This window comes from Enterococcus sp. 10F3_DIV0382 (assembly GCF_002140245.1).
Classification (GTDB): Bacteria; Bacillota; Bacilli; order Lactobacillales; family Enterococcaceae; genus Enterococcus_B; species Enterococcus_B lactis.
In genome coordinates this window covers 303,739-324,941 of record NZ_NGMF01000002.1, presented here as the reverse complement: position 1 = coordinate 324,941, position 21,203 = coordinate 303,739, and the positions used below count along the sequence as shown (strand labels likewise).

General features: G+C 39.0%; 21 protein-coding genes and 1 pseudogene. 5 read left to right on the top strand and 17 right to left on the bottom strand.

What is annotated here, in order from left to right; all coding sequences use genetic code 11:
* Positions 1-3 precede the first annotated feature (3 nt).
* Positions 4-900, top strand: coding sequence for a helix-turn-helix domain-containing protein (locus A5849_RS12155; protein WP_002290328.1), 897 nt, complete (start codon positions 4-6; stop codon positions 898-900).
* A 91-nt stretch (positions 901-991) separates the two neighbouring features.
* On the opposite strand, the gene A5849_RS12145 is transcribed toward A5849_RS12155, so the two are convergent.
* The 4 genes from A5849_RS12145 to A5849_RS12130 all read right to left on the bottom strand — a co-directional run bounded on the left by A5849_RS12145 (position 992) and on the right by A5849_RS12130 (position 4,951).
* Positions 992-1,255 carry a type B 50S ribosomal protein L31 gene (locus tag A5849_RS12145; protein WP_002290330.1) on the bottom strand — a complete coding sequence of 88 codons (264 nt, stop codon included), beginning with the start codon at positions 1,253-1,255 and terminating at the stop codon, positions 992-994.
* A gap of 98 nt (positions 1,256-1,353) precedes the next feature.
* Positions 1,354-2,649 (bottom strand): transcription termination factor Rho, encoded by a 1,296-nt coding sequence (rho, locus tag A5849_RS12140; protein ID WP_002290332.1) that lies wholly within the window; start codon positions 2,647-2,649, stop codon positions 1,354-1,356.
* Positions 2,646-3,917: a UDP-N-acetylglucosamine 1-carboxyvinyltransferase gene (locus A5849_RS12135; RefSeq protein WP_002290334.1), complete on the bottom strand. Its 1,272-nt coding sequence runs from the start codon at positions 3,915-3,917 to the stop codon at positions 2,646-2,648. The genes rho and A5849_RS12135 overlap by 4 nt, the downstream gene beginning before the upstream one ends.
* A gap of 164 nt (positions 3,918-4,081) precedes the next feature.
* Positions 4,082-4,951 carry a class II fructose-bisphosphate aldolase gene (locus A5849_RS12130; protein ID WP_002290335.1) on the bottom strand — a complete coding sequence of 290 codons (870 nt, stop codon included), beginning with the start codon at positions 4,949-4,951 and terminating at the stop codon, positions 4,082-4,084.
* Positions 4,952-5,053: 102 nt separating this feature from the next.
* Here A5849_RS12130 and A5849_RS15360 point away from each other — a divergent pair, with 102 nt between their 5' ends.
* Positions 5,054-5,266: a hypothetical protein gene (locus A5849_RS15360; protein WP_002347882.1), complete on the top strand. Its 213-nt coding sequence runs from the start codon at positions 5,054-5,056 to the stop codon at positions 5,264-5,266.
* Here A5849_RS15360 and A5849_RS12120 read toward each other — a convergent pair.
* The 8 genes and pseudogenes from A5849_RS12120 to A5849_RS12080 all read right to left on the bottom strand — a co-directional run bounded on the left by A5849_RS12120 (position 5,243) and on the right by A5849_RS12080 (position 13,132).
* A complete protein-coding gene (locus A5849_RS12120) occupies positions 5,243-6,853 on the bottom strand; it encodes a CTP synthase (protein ID WP_002310226.1) in 1,611 nt (536 codons plus the stop codon). The genes A5849_RS15360 and A5849_RS12120 overlap by 24 nt on opposite strands.
* 178 nt (positions 6,854-7,031) lie before the next feature.
* Positions 7,032-7,214: pseudogene (locus tag A5849_RS15355) on the bottom strand (hypothetical protein); the annotation flags it as partial.
* A 421-nt stretch (positions 7,215-7,635) separates the two neighbouring features.
* A complete protein-coding gene (gene glnA / locus A5849_RS12105; protein ID WP_002287001.1) occupies positions 7,636-8,976 on the bottom strand; it encodes a type I glutamate--ammonia ligase in 1,341 nt (446 codons plus the stop codon).
* Positions 8,977-9,003: 27 nt separating this feature from the next.
* Positions 9,004-9,396, bottom strand: coding sequence for a MerR family transcriptional regulator (locus A5849_RS12100; protein WP_002290339.1), 393 nt, complete (start codon positions 9,394-9,396; stop codon positions 9,004-9,006).
* A gap of 228 nt (positions 9,397-9,624) precedes the next feature.
* Complete coding sequence (hflX, locus tag A5849_RS12095) at positions 9,625-10,854, bottom strand: GTPase HflX (protein ID WP_002290340.1); 1,230 nt, start codon at positions 10,852-10,854, stop codon at positions 9,625-9,627.
* A gap of 1 nt (position 10,855) precedes the next feature.
* Positions 10,856-11,773, bottom strand: coding sequence for a tRNA (adenosine(37)-N6)-dimethylallyltransferase MiaA (gene miaA, locus A5849_RS12090; RefSeq protein ID WP_002346298.1), 918 nt, complete (start codon positions 11,771-11,773; stop codon positions 10,856-10,858).
* 3 nt (positions 11,774-11,776) lie between these two features.
* On the bottom strand, positions 11,777-12,514 hold the full coding sequence (locus A5849_RS12085; RefSeq protein WP_086310131.1) for a glycerophosphodiester phosphodiesterase: 738 nt from the start codon (positions 12,512-12,514) through the stop codon (positions 11,777-11,779).
* Positions 12,515-12,604: 90 nt separating this feature from the next.
* Entirely contained in the window at positions 12,605-13,132 is a 528-nt protein-coding gene (locus A5849_RS12080; RefSeq protein WP_002289403.1) for a hypothetical protein, read from the bottom strand.
* A 179-nt stretch (positions 13,133-13,311) separates the two neighbouring features.
* Here A5849_RS12080 and clpP point away from each other — a divergent pair, with 179 nt between their 5' ends.
* The gene (clpP, locus tag A5849_RS12075) at positions 13,312-13,905 is read left to right on the top strand and encodes an ATP-dependent Clp endopeptidase proteolytic subunit ClpP (protein ID WP_002289402.1); all 594 of its coding nucleotides are present in this window, start codon (positions 13,312-13,314) and stop codon (positions 13,903-13,905) included.
* Between the two features lie 101 nt (positions 13,906-14,006).
* On the opposite strand, the gene A5849_RS12070 is transcribed toward clpP, so the two are convergent.
* The 4 genes from A5849_RS12070 to efrA form a co-directional block, all read right to left on the bottom strand.
* Positions 14,007-14,492, bottom strand: coding sequence for a gamma carbonic anhydrase family protein (locus tag A5849_RS12070; protein WP_002310223.1), 486 nt, complete (start codon positions 14,490-14,492; stop codon positions 14,007-14,009).
* 149 nt (positions 14,493-14,641) lie between these two features.
* Entirely contained in the window at positions 14,642-14,839 is a 198-nt protein-coding gene (locus tag A5849_RS12065) for a hypothetical protein (protein WP_002310222.1), read from the bottom strand.
* 94 nt (positions 14,840-14,933) lie between these two features.
* The gene (gene efrB / locus A5849_RS12060; RefSeq protein WP_002310221.1) at positions 14,934-16,694 is read right to left on the bottom strand and encodes a multidrug efflux ABC transporter subunit EfrB; all 1,761 of its coding nucleotides are present in this window, start codon (positions 16,692-16,694) and stop codon (positions 14,934-14,936) included.
* On the bottom strand, positions 16,691-18,421 hold the full coding sequence (gene efrA / locus A5849_RS12055) for a multidrug efflux ABC transporter subunit EfrA (protein WP_002314241.1): 1,731 nt from the start codon (positions 18,419-18,421) through the stop codon (positions 16,691-16,693). Before efrA ends, efrB begins: the two co-directional genes overlap by 4 nt.
* 392 nt (positions 18,422-18,813) lie before the next feature.
* Between efrA and A5849_RS12050 the strand changes: the two genes are divergently transcribed.
* Positions 18,814-19,026, top strand: a complete 213-nt coding sequence (locus A5849_RS12050) for a DNA-directed RNA polymerase subunit epsilon (RefSeq protein WP_002287947.1) — start codon at positions 18,814-18,816, stop codon at positions 19,024-19,026.
* A 1-nt stretch (position 19,027) separates the two neighbouring features.
* Positions 19,028-20,707, top strand: coding sequence for a ribonuclease J1 (gene rnjA / locus A5849_RS12045; protein ID WP_002310218.1), 1,680 nt, complete (start codon positions 19,028-19,030; stop codon positions 20,705-20,707).
* 256 nt (positions 20,708-20,963) lie between these two features.
* Here the strand turns inward: rnjA and A5849_RS12040 are convergent, their stop codons facing one another.
* Complete coding sequence (locus A5849_RS12040; protein WP_002294067.1) at positions 20,964-21,164, bottom strand: cold-shock protein; 201 nt, start codon at positions 21,162-21,164, stop codon at positions 20,964-20,966.
* Positions 21,165-21,203 lie beyond the last annotated feature (39 nt).

Genomic DNA, 21,203 nt, shown 5'->3' with positions numbered 1-21,203 from the left:
GATATGGATAGTGGGGAATTGCTTAAGAAATTGCGTGTAGAAAGAGGTATCTCTCAAAAAAAATTAGCTCACAATATAACAACAAGAAATACATTATCTAGATATGAAACTGGAAAAAATAGCATACCTTTTGTTATTTTATTGGAATTTCTTGATAAATTGAATATAACCATGGATGAATTTGTCTTATATCTAGAATTTGATAGCATACGAAAGAAAAATAAAAAGATAAAAGATTTTATTAAAGCTACTAGAGAGAATAGAGGATCACGGAAGTATACTTTAGAAATCATTCGAAAAAAAGCAAATACTACACGAGACATTGTTGATATTCGCAACTATTTAGTCATAAAAACTTTTGATTGGTATACTCTGCCCATAGAAAAACGTAAGCTGAATAAAAATGATAAAGAACACCTGGATCACTTTGCCAATTATTTAGAAAAAGTAAATGAGTGGGGAAGATTTGAAATGATCAGTTTTAGCTCATTACTATTTCTTTTTGATACAAACTATATTTCCCAAAGGCTTACAGAAATCGAACGCAAAATTGAAAAATACAACGATTTTGAAATATTCCATCCGATATTATCCAGTCTTTATAATAATGCTTTTCTTTTAATGTTAGAACGCAAAAATATTCACTTTTCTAAACAATACTTACAAAAATTTGAAGCTACTCATCATAGATTATTGTTTGCAAAAGATACTCAGATATCCATTCAATTTTATAAGGCATTAATCTGTCATATAGAAGGAGATAGCATCAAAGGACGAAAACGAATAATGAAAATTTTACAAGGACTAGAATTATTAGAGATGGATAGTTTAATCAATGAATTTAAATTTGATTTAATAAAATTCGAAAAAATTTACTGTATCCCACCCATTTTTGAGTAACGATATCCATCTATTCATTATGGTCAAAAACGAAAAAAACAGACTATCCCTATCGGATAGTCTGCTAAACGTTGAGTTATCAGCGTTTTTATTATTCCGCAGCGTTTGCGTCTTTGAGACCGTATTTTTTGTTGAAACGGTCCACACGTCCGTCTGCTTGTGTGAATTTTTGACGTCCAGTGTAGAATGGATGTGAGTCAGAAGTTACTTCGACACGGATGACTGGGTATGTATTACCGTCTTCCCATTCAACTGTTTCTTGTGAAGTTTTTGTTGAACCTGACAAGAATTTGAAACCAGTTGTTGAATCCATGAATACTACTGGGTGGTAATCTGGATGGATGTTTTCTTTCATGATTTTTTCGCTCCTTTGCCCTGCTCCATTTGCTGAACCAGAGTTGATTTGTCGATTTACAACATTAACATCTTAACATGTTTCAGTCAAGGTTGCAATTATCTTTTCAGATTTCTGGTCGGATTTTTTTTACCAAAGGAGACATCTTGAAATTCTTTGAAAAATTGCTGATTGTTTTTTGTTTTACGCAAAAAGCGGATCAGTTGTTCCGTATATTCTAATGAATCTCCAGTCATATTTTTTCGAAGTTTCCAAATTTCTTCTAGTTCTTCACTTGGCATCAATAATTCTTCTTTTCGGGTACCTGATTTTTTGATATCGATGGCTGGGAAGATCCGACGTTCGGATAACTCGCGTGAAAGTTGTAATTCTAGATTTCCAGTTCCTTTGAATTCTTCATAGATCACGTCATCCATGCGGCTTCCTGTATCGACTAAAGCGGTCGCTAAAATCGTCAAACTGCCACCTTCTTCGATGTTTCTTGCCGCCCCGAAAAATTTCTTAGGTTTATACAATGCGGCTGGGTCAATCCCGCCACTCAATGTACGTCCGCTTGGTGGAACGACTAAGTTATAGGCCCGAGCAAGTCTAGTAATACTATCCATCAAGATAACGACATCTCGTTTATCTTCGACTAAACGCATTGCACGTTCCAATACTAATTCAGAAACTCGAGTATGGTTTTGCGGCTGCAGATCAAATGTAGAAGATACCACGTCGCCTTTCACGCTTCGTTCTAAATCCGTTACTTCTTCCGGACGTTCATCAATCAGCAGAACGATCAATTCTACTTCCGGATAGTTTTCGGTGATACCATTTGCGATTTCTTTTAATACAGAAGTTTTCCCTGCTTTTGGTGGTGCGACGATCAATCCACGCTGACCAAAACCGATTGGAGAGAAGATATCGATCATTCGGGTAGATAGTCTTTGCGGTGTTGTTTCCAGTTGAAGCTGTCTTTGCGGATAAAGAGGTGTTAAGGCTGGAAAATGCGGACGTTCTTTTGCTTCTTCCGGATCTTTTCCATTAACGCTTTCCACGTGCATCAAACCATAATAACGTTCCGATTCTTTAGGCGGACGGGCTTTTCCTGCCACTTTGTCCCCATTTCTCAAACTGAATCGTCTGATTTGTGAGGCAGAAATATAGATATCTTCTGCACTTGGTCCATAATTAATTGGCCGTAAAAAACCGTAACCATCTTGACCAACGATATCTAATATCCCTTCCATATAATAAAATCCTTGTTTCTCAGCTTGTGCACGAATCACAGCTAGAGATAATTCCTTTTTGTTCATCTTACTGTAATAAGGAATTTTAAATTCTTTGGCATAACTATAAACTTCTTTTAACGTTTTGTTCTCTAGTTCTGCCATTGTCAAATAATCGCTCATTCAGCTCCCACTTCCTCTATCATTTCGATTGATGCCCCTAAGGCTGTTAGTTTCTCGATAATATGATCATAACCGCGTAAGATATAATCTACGTTATAAATCGTCGTTGTTCCTTCTGCTAATAGTCCGGCAATCACTAAACAAGCACCTGCCCGAAGATCGGAAGCCACGACTTCTGTTCCGTGAAGTTTATTTGGACCATTCACGATGATCATATTTCCTTCCACGGTAATATCAGCGCCCATTCGAGCTAATTCAGGCACGTGATTCACCCGTTTCGCATAGATCGTATCGATGATTTCTGAAGTGCCTGCGGTCATCAATAGCAACGCAGTGAGTGGTTGCTGCAGATCTGTGGCAAATCCTGGATAAGGATAGGTCATGATATTTGCGGCTTTTAATTCTTTTGAGGGGTAAACTTCGATTTCATCTTCGCTGATTTTCATATGGACGCCAATTTCCTGCAATTTTGCTATAAAACTTTCCAAATGTTCAAAAATCACATTTTTCACTTTGATACCTTTTCCTGCTGCAGCTGCTAATGCCAGATAGGTTCCTGCTTCGATACGGTCAGGAATCATGAAATGACGACAGCCATGTAATGCTTCGACTCCTTCGATACGGATCACATCTGTACCCGCTCCTCGAACTTTTGCCCCCATATTATTCAGTAAAGTTGCCACATCGATGATTTCCGGTTCTCGTGCAGCGTTTTCAATTACTGTCTGTCCCTTTGCTTTTACAGCAGCTAACATCACATTGATTGTAGCTCCGACTGAAACCACGTCCATAAAAATCCGATTGCCATGCAACCCTTCATTTTCTGTCCGTAAATACATGGCACCATGTTCATTTGTCACTTCAGCACCTAGAGCTTCAAATCCTTTGACGTGTAGATCAATCGGTCTAGGACCTAAATAACAGCCTCCTGGCAGGCCTACCACCGCTTCCCCAAATTTACCAAGCAGTGTTCCCATAAAATAATAAGACGCACGCAAACTATTGATTTTTCCGTGCGGCATCGGAACCGATACGATTTCTCGAGGGTCAATTTCTAGTATGTTGTTGGAAAAATGGACCGTTGCGCCCATAATCTCTAAAATTTCAATTAATGAATGAACATCTTGTATGTCCGGCACACCTTCCAAGATCACTGGGGAATCAGCTAAGATTGCAGCTGGAATCAATGCGACTGCACTATTTTTTGCACCGCTGATCGTTACTTCGCCAGCTAAAGGTCGGTTTCCTTTGATTACGATTTTTTTCATCTGTTTCCACCTTGTTTATTAATCTTTTTTCATGGATATGCTTGTATTTTATCATAGATAAAAAAAAGAAACGAGCATGGTCTGCCGTTTTAAGTAAAAAAGAATGGAGAACGACTTCAAAAGTCGTTCTCCATTCCTATACATCGTATCTGTTATGTGGATGCTTACGCTTTGTTAGCTGAACCAAACCAGTCGATATGAGCTTTCGCATCTTCAACGATTGCTGCTTTACCTGGAGCTAATAATTTACGAGGGTCGAATCCTTTACCTTCTTTATCTTTACCAGCTTCGATATATTTACGAGTAGCTGCAGCAAATGATAACTGGAATTCAGTGTTAACATTTACTTTTGAGATACCCATTGAGATAGCTTTTTCGATTTGATCTTGAGGAATACCTGATCCGCCATGTAATACTAAAGGCATGTCTGGACCTACAGCATCAGCAATTGCTTGTAAGTGGTCAAATGCTAATCCTTTCCAGTTTTCTGGATATTGACCGTGGATGTTACCGATACCGCAAGCTAAGTAGTCGATACCTGTAGCAACCATTTGTTTGCATTCTTCGATGTCAGCTAATTCGCCGTTACCAATGATTCCGTCTTCTTCTCCGCCGATTGAACCAACTTCACATTCAACTGAGATACCTTTTGCGTGTGCTTTTTCAACAACGTCTTTAGCTAATTTCAAGTTTTCTTCGAATGGTAGATGTGAACCATCGAACATTACTGAAGTATAGCCTAGTTCGATACATTCCAAAGCAGCTTCGTAGTCACCATGGTCTAAGTGGATAGCAACTGGAACAGTGATGTTCATTGCTTCAACTAAATCAGTGATCAAATCTTTACAGATTTTGTAACCACCCATGTATTTAGCTGCACCCATTGATGTTTGGATAAGTACTGGTGCTTGTTTTGCTTCAGCCGCTTCAAGAATTGCTTGAGTCCATTCCAAGTTGTTTGTGTTGAACCCGCCGACAGCGTAACCGCCTTTACGAGCAGCTTTTAAAAATTCAGCTCCTGATACTACTGGCATAATAAAATTCCTCCTAAGTTTTGTAAAACTAAATTTGTTAAGACAATTCTTAACCAACGACCCTATTTTACCAAACATTTCGGTAGTTTTCTACTAAAATCAATGAAAATGAAAATTTTCAAGAAGTTTTTTGCAAAAAATAAAATGCTTAATCGCTCTTTACTCAAAAAAAGTCTTTTACTTCCTATCTTTTTTCCTACAAATAATAACAAATCAGAAAAAGAGAAAAGTAACAAGAAAATTGCTTATCCCCTTCTCTTGCTACTTTTCTCTTTCTATCAAGCTAAAAAATTATTTTGTTTCATGATCTGCTAATGATGCTCCGACAAATGCTTTGATTAATTTTTGCGGACGATTTGGACGAGAAATCAATTCTGGGTGGAATTGGCATCCCACAAAGAATTTCTTCTCTGGCAGTTCTACGATTTCTACTAAACGGTTGTCTGGTGAGACACCTGAAAAGACTAGTCCTTGTTCTTCAAACATTTGACGATATTTGTTGTTGAACTCATAGCGGTGACGGTGACGTTCTTGCACAACATCAGCTCCATCATATGCTTCAGCCGTCTTCGTTCCTTTTTTGATTTTACATGGGTATAATCCAAGGCGTAAAGTTCCACCCAAATTCTCGATGTTTTCCTGATCAGCCATTAAATCAATAATGTTGTTTGCTGTATCTGGATTCGTTTCAGCTGATGCCGCATCTTCCAACCCAACGACGTTACGTGCAAATTCGACACAAGCCATCTGCATACCAAGACAAATCCCTAAAAATGGAACGTCATTTTCGCGAGCATAACGAATTGCTTCGATTTTCCCTTCTACTCCGCGATCGCCGAAACCGCCAGGAACTAAGATTCCATCTGCATCTTTCAAACGTTCTTCTACATTTTCTCTCGTTAATTCTTGTGCTTTGATCCAATCGATCTCGATATCTGAATTATAGGCGAATCCAGAATGTTTCAATGCTTCAACTACTGAGATATATGCATCTGGTAACTCGACGTATTTACCGACAAGTGCGATCCGTACTTTTTTCTTCAAGTTCAAGACACGTTCTTCTAATTCTTTCCATTCTGTCATGTCTGCTTCTGGTGTATCTAATTTCAAATGGTCGCAAACGATTTGATCCATTCCTTGTGCTTGTAAAACTAACGGGATGGAGTAAAGTGTATCTACATCTGGCGACTCGATGACTGCTTCTGGCTCGACATCACAAAATTGTGCCAATTTGTTTTTCACGCTTTGAGAAACAGGTTGCTCTGTACGTACCACCAAAATATTCGGTTGGATACCTAAACCGCGTAGCTCTTTTACACTGTGCTGCGTTGGTTTAGTTTTCATTTCTCCAGCAGCTTTCAAGTAAGGGATCAATGTTGTATGGATATACATAACATTATCTGTACCGACATCTGCTTTCATTTGACGAAGTGCTTCAAGGAATGGCAAAGATTCTATATCCCCTACTGTTCCTCCTACTTCTGTAATGATCACATCTGAATCAGTCATTTTAGCTGCTCGCATGATTTTTTCTTTGATCTCATTTGTAATATGAGGAATAACTTGAACTGTTGCTCCCAAGTATTCGCCCTTACGTTCTTTACGCAAAACTTCAGAATAGATTTTTCCTGTCGTCACGTTGGAGTATTTGTTCAAATTGATGTCAATAAAACGTTCGTAGTGGCCCAGATCCAAATCTGTTTCAGCACCATCATCTGTTACGAATACTTCTCCGTGCTGATATGGGCTCATCGTCCCTGGATCCACATTGATGTATGGATCAAATTTTTGGATAGTTACTTTTAAGCCGCGGTTTTTCAATAAGCGTCCTAAAGAAGCTGCAACAATCCCTTTTCCGATTGATGAAACGACACCGCCGGTCACAAAAATATATTTTGTCATAAGTTCAAAAACTCCTTTTTAATTTATGTGCAGGAAAAGTCTCAGAAAATAAACAAAGCTCCCTATTCTTTAATAAGAATAGGGAGCCGAAATTTCTGTAAACTTCTGACCCTTTAAAAGGGTGCCCAAGGTGTATAATACAAGCTGACTGAGGGAAAGTCAAGTACTCAAATGAAGACTATCCGCTTACAATTTTTTCTTTTTCGATATCCTTTGAGAAATTATTTCTTAAGTCCTTTATGAGTGCAAAAAAATTTAACCCACATAATAGGCTTTAGATAAACATAGCTAACGTTAAACTTAAGCAAATCAGGAAATCTTTACTGAAAAATTTTAAGTGAAATAATAGATAAAAAAATAAGGAGGTGCGACAAACGTCGTGCCCCCTTTATTTCTAAATAAACGGTGTTCAAAAGCCAGTTTCTCGGTATTAAGCCAAATTTATGCAAAAATTTGAGGAACCATTTTCACAAAATTTTTCTTAATACTCGAAACTAAACGTCTTTTTCACAACCTCTTGATAAACGGTGTTCAAAAACTTGCATCTGCGGTAATAAGTCCAACCAAGTCAAAAACATAAGTAGCTGTTTTTGCTTGGCTGTTCTTATTACTTGATGCAGGGCAGCTTTTTCACAACCTCTCCACTAAACGGTGTTCAATCAGCTGACCCTCGGTATTAGCTCAAAAAACGGCAAAATATGAGGAACTATTTTGCCGTTTGTTTCTCTAATACTCAGGTCAAACCGCTGATTTCACAACCTCTAATTCACGGCATTCCTGTTTTAATAAAGTTCTAGATATTGTTCTCTTTCCCACTCGGAAACAGTTTGTCTGAATGCCGCCCATTCGAGACGTTTTGCTTCAACAAAATTTGAGAAGATATGTTGTCCTAATGCATCAATCATTACATTATCCTTACGTAATTCCTTGATAGCATTATGGATAGTTGAAGGTAAGTCTTGGATATGTGCAGCTTCTCTTTCTTCCTCATCCATGACATAAATGTTACGGTCAACAGCGGCTGGCGGTGTGATCTGATTACGGATACCATCTAGTCCTGCTTGCAATAATACTGCCATTGCCAAGTATGGGTTTGCAGATGGATCAACTGAACGCAATTCCAGACGTGTGGACAAACCGCGAGATTCTGGTACACGTACTAATGGCGAACGATTACGACCGCTCCATGCGACATAAACAGGCGCTTCATAACCTGGAACGAGACGTTTATAAGAATTGACTGTTGGATTGCAAACGGCTGTATAGGCACGAGCATGTTTCAGCAAACCGCCTAAGAAATGATACGCTGTTTCACTTAGTTCCAATTCACCGTCTTTATCATAGAAGACATTTCCTTCATCATTGAATAAAGACATATTGCAATGCATACCAGAACCATTGATTCCAAATAACGGTTTCGGCATGAAAGTTGCGTGAAGTCCGTGCTTGCGTGCAATCGTTTTGACAACGAGCTTGAAGGTTTGGATATTATCACAAGCATCTACTACATCCGCATATTTAAAGTCAATTTCATGCTGTCCTGGCGCTACTTCATGATGTGAAGCTTCTACTTCAAAGCCTAAGCTTTCTAATTCCAACACGATGTCACGGCGGCAATTTTCACCTAAATCTGTTGGTGCAAAATCAAAATAACCACCTTTATCATTCAAGGTCGTTGTGATCCCACCGTCTTCGTCTAATTTAAATAAGAAAAATTCTGGTTCAGGTCCTAAATTGAAAGAGGTAAAACCAAGGTCGCGCATGTCTTTCAATGCTCGTTTCAAATTCCCACGAGGATCACCGGCAAATGGTGTCCCATCTGGATTATAGATATCACAAATTAAACGAGCAACTTTTCCATGAGCACTTTCCCATGGGAAGATCATCCAAGTGGAGAGATCTGGATACAAATACATATCGCTTTCTTCAATTCGAACAAATCCTTCAATCGAAGAACCGTCAAACATCATTTTGTTTTCTAACACTTTGTCGATCTGGCTCACTGGAACTTCTACATTTTTAATCGTACCTAAGATGTCTGTGAACATCAATCGTAAAAATCGTACATTTTCTTCCTCAATGATTCGTTTGATCTCTTCACCTGTTATCTGTTTCTTTACCATGGTATCCCTCTTCCTTTTTTAATTTATTCAGTCAAAGAATTGTCTTTGCAATCCTTGCGACTGATAATGACCTGTTTTGCTTAACCCACCTTGCGCCAAAATCTCATCACGAAAAATTTGTCGAACGTCATGATCTGTCAACGGCTTCTTGCTTTTTGCTTCTTGTTTTTTCGCCTGTGCCATTTCGTATACACGTTTGATCCCAGCCATGTTTAACCCGTCTGAAAGATAATCTTTGATCTCAAGCAGCATATCGATATCATTCAACGAATACATGCGGCGATTTCCTTCACTTCGTTCCGGATGAACTAAATCTTGTTCTTCATAGTAGCGAATTTGCCGAGCAGATAAATCAGTCAGCTTCATAACTGTACCAATTGGAAATACGGACATAGATCGGCGCAATTCCTTTTCTCCCATCAGACGTCCCCTTTCGTTTTATAAGTTGGCTAAAGTGTACCAATTAAAAAAAATATTGTCAACTGCATATGTTAGGTTTTCTAACATGAGACCTCTATTTTTTTATAAAATAACAAAAAACATGAACGCAAAAAAAGGTATCTAGTTGATTTTCGTACCAGATACCTTTTACTTTTATTGTACTATGCTATTCTTTCTCAGTGATTTTTATTGTAAAAAAACAAAATTTTATTTGCTTTTTCTCAACCATTTTGAATCATTTTTTGCAAAGCCTCTCACTTCATACTCGTTTGATTCTTCCATGTAGGCTTCGTCCAAAACCATCGTTTGTCTTCTCAACTCACTTAATTTCTGTCCTTCATTGCTTGGCACAGACAGTGTATAAGGTGTCATCAGTTCCATCAGTTGACGCTTGATTGCTTCGATCAATGCCGTCTTCCCTTCTTTCGTTTGAGCAGAAATCAAGACATTAGGGAATAATGTGGGCGTAAACATCGCTGGATCAATCTGGTCTGCCTTATTGTAAACAGTCAGTATCGGCATTTCTTTCATATTCAATTCATCCATCAATTTTAGTACAGTCTGCTCCTGTAAAATGCGATCTGGAGAACTGGCATCGACTACATGCAACAAAAGATCCATATTCTGACTTTCTTCTAGCGTAGAATGGAAAGCATCGATCAGTTGCGTAGGCAGATCTTGGATGAACCCGACGGTATCTGTTACTGTAATCTCAAATCCTTCAGCAAAACGCCATCTTTTAGTCAATGGATCTAACGTTGCAAACAACTGATCTTTTGAATAAGTATCCGCTTGTGTCAATAAATTCAAGATGGTTGATTTTCCAGCATTCGTGTAGCCTATAAGACCAATCTGAAAAATCTCACTGTTTTTTCTTTTTTGACGATTGCGCTCTCGATGGGCTTCTACTTCTTTCAATTCTTTCTTAACAGCAAAAATTTTATTCCGTATATGTCGGCGGTCTGTTTCTAACTTTGTTTCACCTGGTCCTCTTGTTCCAATCCCACCACCAAGACGAGACAATGTTTTCCCTTGCCCCACTAAACGAGGCAGAAGATATTCTAACTGAGCAAGTTCAACTTGCAGCTTTCCTTCTTTCGAACGAGCACGCATCGCAAAAATATCTAGGATCAGCTGTACTCGATCAATCACCGGAAGGCCAACAGCATCCGTAATCAGTTGACTCTGTCTCGGAGTCAGTTCATGATTAAAGATGATCAAATCTGCTTCATGCGCATCTGCTTGTTGAACTAATTCTTGTAATTTCCCTTTCCCGATAATCGTTTGCCGATCTACTTGTGGTCTCTTCTGTGTAATTGTGAATACGACTTCTCCTGATGCGGTGTTCGTCAGCTGAACTAGCTCTTCCATTGACTCTGAAAAGTAACGCTGGTTTGCTTCGGTTTCTACCCCTACGATGATTACTTTTTCTTCCATTTTATTCCGCCTCCAGCCATTTTTTGATTGTTTGCTCAATCTGACTTTTTTGATTTGGCTCACTTATAAGATCAAACCACTGTGCATCCAAACGGTTCCGAAACCACGTTAACTGACGTTTCGCGTATCTTCTCGAATGTAGTTTGACTTGTTCTGTTGCTTCTTCCAATGTTTCTTTCCCTTCAAAATAAGGAAAAAATTCTTTATATCCAATCCCTTGACTGGCTTGGACTTCTCCAAGCTCATATACCTTACGTGCTTCTGCTACCAAGCCTTCTGCTAGCATCAAATCGACTCTGTGATTGATTCGATCATACAGGATATCACGCTTCGTATCTAACCCAATCATGAGGTAATCATATAATCGCTTTGGCTCTTCTTTAGGTGCCGTGATACTATGCCCTGTCGTCTCCAAAACTTCCAGAGCTCTTATCACTTTGCGTTGATTGTTCCAGTGGATTTTCTCAGCAGCTGCCGGGTCTTTTTCTTTCAACTGATTCCATAACGCTTGGGAACCAATTATCTCGGCTAACGTTTCATACTTTTTTCTAATCTCAGGATTCGCTTCTTCTGTCGCCCCTAACTGGTAATCGTATAGAAGAGATTGGATATACAGACCCGTGCCACCAGCTATGATAGGTAGATGCTCTCGGTTCGCAATCTCAGTAATCAATTGTCGACCTGAACGCTGAAAATCAGCGGCTGAGTAATGTTGAGTAGGTTCGATCACATCAATCAAATGATGCGGAACATCATTCATCTCTTCTTCTTTGATTTTTGCTGTACCGATATCCAGATTTTTATAGATTTGCAATGAATCACCGCTGATGATCTCTCCTCTAAATAGTTGTGCGAGTTCCACACTTAGCGCTGTTTTACCGACTGCTGTCGGACCGACGATCACTAATACTTTTTCCATATTTTACCTACTTTTCGTTGATTGTTTCCACCGAAGAGCTTTCTCCGGAAAATCAGTTATTATTCCATCTATTTTGAGTTCTTGACATTTGGCCATTTCTTCTTCATCGTTGATCGTCCATGCACGAATTGCTTTTGGAAAATCAGCTGCCTGGACAGGATGTTCGAACAACCAAGTATTTTTTGGATGTACTCCTTCTATATAAGGGGTTTCTGCTGCTAGTTGGATCTTTTTATCAGAAGTACTCATCAATAAGTCCAGCTGTATCTCTGGTTCCAATAACGCGATTTTTTCCAAAGAAGCCAAATGAAAGCTGCAATATGCATGTTGAAAAGGCCAATCTCTGCTTTTTAATGTTTCGGCTAATTTTTCTTCGATACCGGGATATTCATACTGATCAGTTTTAATTTCGATCATTAGCATCCCTCGGTAATTTTTTTGGAGAAGCAGTCCTAAAACTTCTTTCAATTCAGGGACTTTAGCTGCTGGAAATTCTTTGCTGAATTTGCCTCCTGCATTCATTTTTTTGAGTTCTTCCAATGTTTTTTCTCGAATCAGCCCTTTACCGTTAGTCGTCCGATCCACTTCTTCATCATGCATAACGATCAAATAACCATCTTTGCTTAGATGAACATCTAGTTCGATACCATCTGCACCCACTCGTACAGCTTCTGCAAATGCAGGAAGCGTATTTTCTGGGTGGGTACCGCTGCTTCCGCGATGAGCATAGATTTGTAACATCTTTCTTCACTCCGTTCAATTCTATTGTATCATTAAGAAAAAAAGAAAGCATTGCCACGCTCTCATGTGCAACGGCAATACTTCAAAATATCAGCTCCAAACATCATCTTTCGAGAAGAAACCAATCGGCTGGCGCGTCATAGTCTTCAACTGTGCTTTTTTTTCATTGATCATTTCAGTCAAACTATCCGTAAAATTCTCTAAAATCACGCGTCCGCCTTTATAAGCATATCCACCAATCTTCATTGTTTCATCTGGAGATAAAATCACTTTTCGATGGGAGATGTTCTTAAACAGCTCGTCTAAAATATAATTTGGCAGATAAAAACTATTCTGCGCTGAAAATGATTGGAGATATGCAAAATCGTCAATCGTGATATAACAATCATCGAATGCATCAAAGCTGACATATTCTTCCATCAGCGTCGTCCGTTTTTGCAAGATCTCGTTGATCTTTTTATTTAATTGGTTCAGCGTCTCGATTTCTTTGACTTTCAATTCCAATTCACGTCTACGCTGTTCTTTATTTTCCAAGTGACGCATTTGCAGTATCATGCCGATATAGACAACTACAGCACCCGTCAACACGCCGATAAGACCGGTAATACCAACTATCAATCTGTTGTTCCTCCTTGTTTTGCTTCTCTGCTTATCATACCATAAAGCAGGTTTATGCGACTAATTTGCCTAAGTTTTTTATTTGACCTTTTTTGACCAAAAATGTATACTACTTTTTAGGTATTAGAAACTAAATTATGGTACACTATTTCTAAACGAAACCAAGGAGGAACTCTATTATGAATTTAATTCCTACAGTCATTGAACAATCATCACGAGGCGAAAGAGCTTATGATATCTACTCACGTTTATTGAAAGACCGTATCATCATGTTAAGCGGCCAAGTAACTGATGATCTTGCTAATTCGATCATCGCCCAATTGCTTTTCTTAGATGCTCAAGATTCTGAAAAAGATATCTATCTTTATATCAATTCTCCTGGTGGTTCAGTTACAGCAGGTATGGCTATCTACGACACAATGAACTTTGTCAAAGCTGATGTCCAAACAATCGTTATGGGTATGGCTGCTTCAATGGGAAGCTTCTTGCTGACAGCTGGTACAAAAGGGAAACGATTTGCTTTACCAAATGCTGAGATTATGATCCATCAACCTCTTGGCGGCGCTCAAGGTCAAGCAACCGAAATCGAAATTGCGGCACGTCATATTTTACAAACACGCGAACGCTTAAACAAAATTTTAGCTGAACGCACTGGCCAACCGCTTGAAGTGATTGAAAAAGATACAGACCGTGACAACTATATGACAGCTGAACAAGCAAAAGCATATGGATTGATTGATGAAGTCATGGAAAACAGTTCTTCATTAAATTAATCTGTTTCAAAGGAAGCTTTTTAAGCTCTCTTATCTAAACCAAAAAAAGGATGGCCAGCTCAAACTGACCATCCTTTTTTTATTTTTATGGATGCTACTGCCTATCTTTGCTCCTTGAATTTTCCTTGCGCATGCATCCGACCTATTTCGACATAATGCTGGATGTTTTCTTTGTTTTTTTGGATTTCTTCTTTTGTTAAAGGTCGGATCACTTTAGCTGGGCGACCAAACGCCAAGACATTAGGAGGAATAACTTTTCCTTCTGTTACTAATGATCCAGCACCAATCAAACTATTCTCACCAATAACCGCATGATTCAATATCGTGGTTCCCATCCCGATCAGCGCCCCTTTTTCGATTGTACAGCCATGTAGCATGCACTGATGTCCTACCGTCACATTCTCCGCAATATCCACAGGTGCATCATGATCGACATGGACGATTGTACCATCTTGGATATTCGTTCTTTGTCCTACTTTTATCCAATTACTGTCCCCGCGTAAAACTGCTTGATACCAGATCGTCACATCTTCTGACAATGTCACGTCACCAATCACTGTAGCATTTGATGCTATAAACCGTTCCATCTCTATTTTCTCCTTTCGTTTTTTGTAGAAACTAATCCTATTGAATAAATGTATCATAGCATATATTTATTTTATAAGAAAAAAACAGGTAAAACCTGCTCAGTCCAGATGCCTATTTGCGCTATCTGGTAAACTGACGTTTTACCTGTTTATTGTACCTCTATATTTTCTTCTATTACTTTCTTCAAAACTAATTCGTACACTTCGATTTGTGCTGCCAAACGTTCGATTTGAAACTCATTTTCAAAAAAATCAGCTGAATCAAGTGGTTTTGTCTGACAGACGTGCGTTAAACGATCAATTTCTCTTTTGGCTTCAGTGATTTTTTCATTTAAAAACTGTTCCATCTCCGTGCCCTCACTTTTTTTGATAACCTTACTTTACCATTATCAAGAAAGGAGAACAAAAAATAAGTTTCAAACTGTTTTATCCTTCTATGATTTATCCTGCTTCCTCAGCAAATTGGCTGTTATACAGTTTTTCATAAAATCCGCCTTGTGCCAATAAACTCTCATGTGTTCCTTTTTCAATGATCTGACCTTGATCCATCACTAGAATCAGATCTGCATCGCGTATCGTCGATAAACGGTGAGCAATGACAAAACTTGTCCGCCCCTCCATCACGCGATCCATCGCTTTTTGAATCAACGCTTCTAAACGAGTGTCTACTGAACTTGTCGCTTCATCCAAAATCAAAATTTTAGGATCTGAAACCACTGCTCGGGCAATCGTCAGTAACTGTTTTTGTCCTAAAGACACATTGTCTCCCTCAGCATTTATGGGCATCTCATATCCATCTGGCATTGTCCGGATAAAATGGTCTACGTTTGCTGTTTTTGCAGCATCTACTACTTCATAATCTGTCGCATCAAGCTTTCCGAAACGGATATTATCGGCAATCGTTCCTTGATAGAGCCATGCATCTTGTAAGACCATACCAAATAGCGAACGGACGTCACTGCGGCTCATTGATTTGGTATCAATCCCGTCGATCCTGATAGCTCCTTTGTCTACGTCGTAAAAACGCATCAATAGATTGATCAAGGTCGTCTTGCCGGCACCGGTCGGACCGACGACAGCCACGGTTTGACCTGCTTTCACTTCAAAGTTCAAATCTTGAATCAATGGTTTCTTCGGATCATACGCAAAATCGACATGATCGAATGTCACATCTCCTAAAATCGTTTCTGGCAGTGAAACATCTACTTTGTTTTCTTTTTCTTCTGGCTCATCTAAAATCTCGAATACACGTTTTGTTGCCGCTGATGCACTTTGCAAAACAGAAGACAATTGGGTCACGTTCCCCATCGGCTGGCTGATTTGCCAAATATATTGGATGAATGCCTGAAGTTGACCAACAACGATCGCCCCAGTAATAACATAGAAACTTCCTAGAACAGCCATACCAATATAAGTAGCATAGGCAGTTAGTTGAACTAATGGCATCATCAACCCAGAAATGAACGCTGCGCGGAACCCAAAGTATTTCAAGCTGTGATTTACTTTTTTGAATCCTTCCAATGTTTCTTTTTCGCGTCCGTATACTTTCAATACACTGAAACCTGTCATATTTTCTTGAACGTAGCCGTTTAGCTCACCAAGCGAATTCTGCATGCTTTGAAAATATTTCTGCGAAGCATTGATTACTCGTTTGGAGATCCAGATCGATGTTGGAATCATGATCATAGAGATCAGCGCCATCATCGGCTGGATATAAAACATCATTGCTGCAGCCAACGTAATTCCCAATATCGCATTTACGATTCCAATAAAAGCTTGTTGTAAAGCACCGCTGACTGCATCTACATCATTCGTCACACGAGACAAAATATTTCCTTGTTGGTTTTTATCGAAATAAGAAACCGGAAGGCGATTGATTTTTTCTTCTATGTCTCTTCGCAAATCATGCATGGCACTTTGAACGACATTTGTCATCAAAACCCCAGAAAGCAATTGCGAAATACAATACCCTATTCCGACCACTGTGATCCAAATAAGACATTTGAATATATAAGAAAAATTGATTGATTCGCCATTGGCAATATTACGACTGATTTCTGTAGTAGGAAGTCCTGTAACATATGGCAAAGCCACGTTGAAAGCCACTGTCAGAACTGTAAATAGGATCACTAGAAGAAATGTCCCACGATACGGTCTGATATATCGAGCTAAACGTTTTAAGGAAGAAAAGGTTTTTTTCATGCTAGTTCCTCCTTTGATAATTGAGAAGCGGCAATATCATAATAAATCGGGCATTTTTCCAACAACTCCCGATGTGTCCCCATACCGACGACTTCTCCTTCATTTAATACGATGATCTTATCTGCATGCATGATCGTTCCCACACGTTGTGCTACGATCAACACAGTAGACTCTGTTGTTTCTTTTTTCAGACGAGCACGTAACTTCGCATCCGTTTGATAATCTAATGCAGAAAAGCTGTCATCAAAAATATAGATTTCCGGACGGCGTATGATGGCTCTGGCTATTGCCAATCGTTGTTTTTGTCCACCTGAAAAATTGGAACCACCTTCTGATAAATGTTCGTCAAATCCATCTGGTTTTCGAGAAATGAATTCTGAAGCTTGAGCAATCTCAGCTGCACGTTCCATTTCTTCTTGTGTGGCATCTTCTTTCCCGTATCGCAAATTATCGGCAATCGTTCCAGTAAATAGCAGCGCTTTTTGCGGAATAAACCCAATCTTATCTCGCAACTTGCTTAACCGATAATCTCTCACGTCTACTCCATCGACCAAGATCTTTCCTTCACTCACATCATAAAAGCGAGGAATCAATTGAATCAACGTAGATTTTCCGCTACCGGTACTTCCAATAAAAGCAACGGTTTCTCCTGGAGAGGCTGTAAAACTGACATTTCGAATCACTGGCTCTTGCGAATGGCCTGGATAAGCAAATGTTACATTTTGAAATTCGATATACCCTTTAGTCTTCGTATCCGATATACCATTTGGATCTTCTACAATCGAAGGTTTGGCATCTAGTGCCTCTTGGATACGTCCAGCTGAAACGGCTGCTCTTGGATACATCATGAACACACTGGCAAATAACATGAATGAGAATAAGGCATGGAATATATACTCGATAAATGCAATCAAATCTCCTACCCGAAGTTCGCCAGCATCGATTTGCACTGCCCCGCTCCAAATGATCAATACCATCACGATATTAAATAAGAAATAAAAACCTGGTTGTGCAACAGCCATCAAACGGAACAAGCTTTTCGAACTAGCAGCATAATTCTCGTTGACTACAGCAAAGCGTTTTTCTTCAAACTTTTCATTAACGAATGCACGAATCACACGCAATCCTGAAAGGTTTTCCCGCAAGATACTATTGATTTTATCTAAGTTTTTTTGTTGTTTTTTAGATAACGGCTCAGACACCTTAGCAATCGCTACGACCGCCAATAATAGCAAAGGCAATGCGCCTACTACATACAAGCTGAGTGTCACACTTGTACGCATGACCATGTACAAACTGACAACGAACATCATCGGCGCCATGAAACCGATACGCAAAATATTTTGCAGGAACAACATGATCTGATAAGCATCATTTGTTGTACGAGTAATCAAGGAAGATACGCCTAAATTTTCGTACTCCTGATGCGAATAGCTTTGGATCTTTTCGAACAAATCATCTCGAATATCTGCTACGATATTGGTCGTGATCCTCGAACCAAAATAACCTAACAAGATATTCAAAATAATACCGATTACGGTAATAACGATCATAAATATCCCTTGCTGTTTCACATAATCAAAATCATCATTGCGGATTCCTACATCAATCATACGTGCTAAAATCGTAGGAAGTCCTAATTCAATCAAAATAAAACCGAATACGCATATGAAATTGAAAAACAAGAATTTCTTATAACGCATGGTATAATGCCACATTAGTTTCACTTTCTCATCTCCTTTTAATCTTTTGTTACATTTTCATTACTAAAAATGATAGCACAACGAACCTATTAATAGAACACTTCTCTCATAAAAAAGTCATTATAATTATAGTAAAATGATAAACGTTGATTTTTTCTTTCAATCTAGTTGATTTCTATACTTATTTGCTGTTTTATGCTAGAATAACAATTAATTGTTGTATATTTTTTATACAGAAGGTACGGTTGAAAAAATATCCGAACAGATGAGCAAAAACGAGGCTTGTCTCTTTGACTCGAATCCAGTATTCTAGTCAAAGCATATGAAAAACTAGGTGGCTTGTCCCCTCGTTTTGTGTTGTCTAAAAAAATCAACTAGCTAAATCACTGCTTTACGCAGATAAAGGAGACAAAACAATGATCTATAAAGTTTATTATCAAGAAACAAAAGTACGTAACCCTAAACGGGAAGAAACAAAATCTCTTTACATTGAGGCAAAAAGCGATGTAGACGCTCGCCAACGTGTGGAAGAAAATACCCCATACAATATTGAATTCGTTCAACTTCTAGAAGGAAGTCATCTAGAATACGAAAAAGAAAATGCTGATTTCTCATTAGTGGAGTTTTAATATGAAACTTTCCATCAAAAATAATGAGACAGGCGTCTTTGCTATTGGTGGATTAGGTGAAATCGGGAAAAATACGTATGGGGTACAATTCCAAGATGAAATCATTTTGATTGATGCCGGGATCAAGTTCCCGGAAGACGATCTACTTGGAATTGACTATGTCATTCCCGACTACAGCTACATCATACAAAACTTGCACAAAGTAAAAGCCCTAGTGATTACTCACGGGCACGAAGACCACATCGGCGGAATACCCTACTTGCTAAAACAAGCAAATATTCCTATCTATGCTGGTCCTCTCGCATTAGCGTTGATCACGAACAAATTAGATGAGCATGGCTTGCTTCGAGAGGCAGAGCTTCATGAAATCAATGAAGATACGATCATTCGTTTTAGAAAAACTTCTGTCAGCTTTTTCAGAACGACTCATAGTATCCCAGACGCATTAGGAATCGTGGTGAAAACACCTTCTGGTAATATCGTAGCGACTGGAGACTTCAAGTTTGATTTCACTCCCGTTGGCGAACCAGCAAACTTGCATAAAATGGCTCGTATCGGGGAAGAAGGTGTCTTGTGCCTTTTATCTGATAGTACAAATGCTGAGATTCCAACATTTACTAAATCAGAAAAAACGATTGGTCATTCTATCTTGAAGATCTTTTCAAAAATCGAAGGTCGTATTATTTTTGCCAGCTTTGCTTCTAATATCTTCCGTTTGCAGCAAGCAGCAGATGCCGCTGTGGCGACTGGTCGTAAAATCGCTGTTTTCGGACGTAGCATGGAAAATGCCATTGTCAATGGCCAACGTTTAGGATATATCAAAGTTCCAGACGGCACATTTGTAGATGCACATGAAATCAATCGCTTGCCTGCTAACGAAACGATGATCCTATGTACAGGTTCTCAAGGGGAAGCGATGGCCGCTTTGAGCCGTATTGCAAATGGTACCCACCGTCAAATCCAAATCCAGCCAGACGATACAGTGATCTTTTCAAGTTCACCTATCCCTGGTAATACGACAAGTGTCAATCATTTGATCAACTTGCTGTCTGAAGCTGGCGCAGAAGTAATCCATGGAAAAATCAATAACATCCATACTTCTGGTCACGGTGGACAAGAAGAACAAAAATTGATGCTTCGCTTGATGAAACCAAAATATTTTATCCCTGTCCATGGAGAATTCCGCATGCTGAAAGTCCATGCTTCTCTAGCACAAGATGTAGGTGTTCCTGCAGAAAACTGCTTCATCATGGAAAATGGCGATGTTTTAGCGTTAACTAGCGATTCTGCACGTCCTGCTGGGCATTTTGTGGCTGGAGATGTGTATATCGATGGTAGCGGAATCGGTGATATCGGTAATGTCGTTTTACGTGACCGTCACTTGCTTTCAGAAGAAGGTCTTGTATTAGCTGTTGCAACAGTAGATATCAAGAAAAAAGAAATCTTAGCTGGTCCAGATATTCTCTCTCGTGGATTTGTTTACATGCGAGAATCAGGAGAAATGATCAATGAAGCTCAGCGAATCTTATTCCATGCTTTAAGAGAATGTTTAAATGGACCTGACTGTTCAGAATATAAATTGAAAGAAGCGATGACTGGCGCGCTTCAGCCATTCTTATTCGAACGTACAGAAAGGCATCCAATGATTTTACCGATGGTCATGACACCAGATGAAGAATAAGTAAGAGGTTGTGAAATTAGTGCCCTGACCTGAGTATAAGAGAAAACAAACGGAAAACAGGACAAGTTGTTTTTATTTGGCTGTTCTTATTGCTTGATACAGGGCAGCTTTTTCACAACCTCTTAAAATTTATTTACTTTTTCATACAAAAATACCTGCCACAAGAGAAATTTCCTCTTGTGGCAGGTATTTTTGTTACTCGCTTTGTTCTCTCGTAAAAATTGATGCCTACCATCAATTTGATTTACAGATAAAATTAAGCTTTTACAACGTTTGCAGCTTGTGGGCCACGGTCTGATTCTTCAACGTCGAAAGTCACTGCTTGACCTTCTTCTAATGTTTTGAATCCGTCACCTTGGATAGCAGAGAAGTGAACGAATACGTCGCTTCCATCTTCACGTGAGATAAATCCAAATCCTTTTTCAGCGTTGAACCATTTTACTGTTCCGTTTTCCATAATAATATCCTCCTCGTGCCAAAAGCACTTATTTAAATT

Bases quoted from the DNA above. Each gene is read 5' to 3' on its own strand.
- A5849_RS12040 (WP_002294067.1), bottom strand. From the start codon at position 21,164: ATGGAAAACGGAACAGTAAAATGGTTCAACGCTGAAAAAGGATTTGGA.
- rnjA (WP_002310218.1), top strand. From the start codon at position 19,028: ATGAAACTTTCCATCAAAAATAATGAGACAGGCGTCTTTGCTATTGGT.
- A5849_RS12070 (WP_002310223.1), bottom strand. From the start codon at position 14,492: ATGGAACGGTTTATAGCATCAAATGCTACAGTGATTGGTGACGTGACA.
- miaA (WP_002346298.1), bottom strand. From the start codon at position 11,773: ATGGAAAAAGTATTAGTGATCGTCGGTCCGACAGCAGTCGGTAAAACA.
- rho (WP_002290332.1), bottom strand. From the start codon at position 2,649: ATGAGCGATTATTTGACAATGGCAGAACTAGAGAACAAAACGTTAAAA.
- A5849_RS12120 (WP_002310226.1), bottom strand. From the start codon at position 6,853: ATGACAAAATATATTTTTGTGACCGGCGGTGTCGTTTCATCAATCGGA.
- A5849_RS12065 (WP_002310222.1), bottom strand. From the start codon at position 14,839: ATGGAACAGTTTTTAAATGAAAAAATCACTGAAGCCAAAAGAGAAATT.
- A5849_RS12050 (WP_002287947.1), top strand. From the start codon at position 18,814: ATGATCTATAAAGTTTATTATCAAGAAACAAAAGTACGTAACCCTAAA.
- efrB (WP_002310221.1), bottom strand. From the start codon at position 16,694: ATGAAAAAAACCTTTTCTTCCTTAAAACGTTTAGCTCGATATATCAGA.
- A5849_RS12130 (WP_002290335.1), bottom strand. From the start codon at position 4,951: ATGCCAGTAGTATCAGGAGCTGAATTTTTAAAAGCTGCTCGTAAAGGC.
- clpP (WP_002289402.1), top strand. From the start codon at position 13,312: ATGAATTTAATTCCTACAGTCATTGAACAATCATCACGAGGCGAAAGA.
- hflX (WP_002290340.1), bottom strand. From the start codon at position 10,854: ATGGAAGAAAAAGTAATCATCGTAGGGGTAGAAACCGAAGCAAACCAG.
- glnA (WP_002287001.1), bottom strand. From the start codon at position 8,976: ATGGTAAAGAAACAGATAACAGGTGAAGAGATCAAACGAATCATTGAG.
- A5849_RS12085 (WP_086310131.1), bottom strand. From the start codon at position 12,514: ATGTTACAAATCTATGCTCATCGCGGAAGCAGCGGTACCCACCCAGAA.
- A5849_RS12100 (WP_002290339.1), bottom strand. From the start codon at position 9,396: ATGGGAGAAAAGGAATTGCGCCGATCTATGTCCGTATTTCCAATTGGT.
- A5849_RS15360 (WP_002347882.1), top strand. From the start codon at position 5,054: ATGAAAATGAAAATTTTCAAGAAGTTTTTTGCAAAAAATAAAATGCTT.
- A5849_RS12155 (WP_002290328.1), top strand. From the start codon at position 4: ATGGATAGTGGGGAATTGCTTAAGAAATTGCGTGTAGAAAGAGGTATC.
- A5849_RS12135 (WP_002290334.1), bottom strand. From the start codon at position 3,917: ATGAAAAAAATCGTAATCAAAGGAAACCGACCTTTAGCTGGCGAAGTA.
- A5849_RS12145 (WP_002290330.1), bottom strand. From the start codon at position 1,255: ATGAAAGAAAACATCCATCCAGATTACCACCCAGTAGTATTCATGGAT.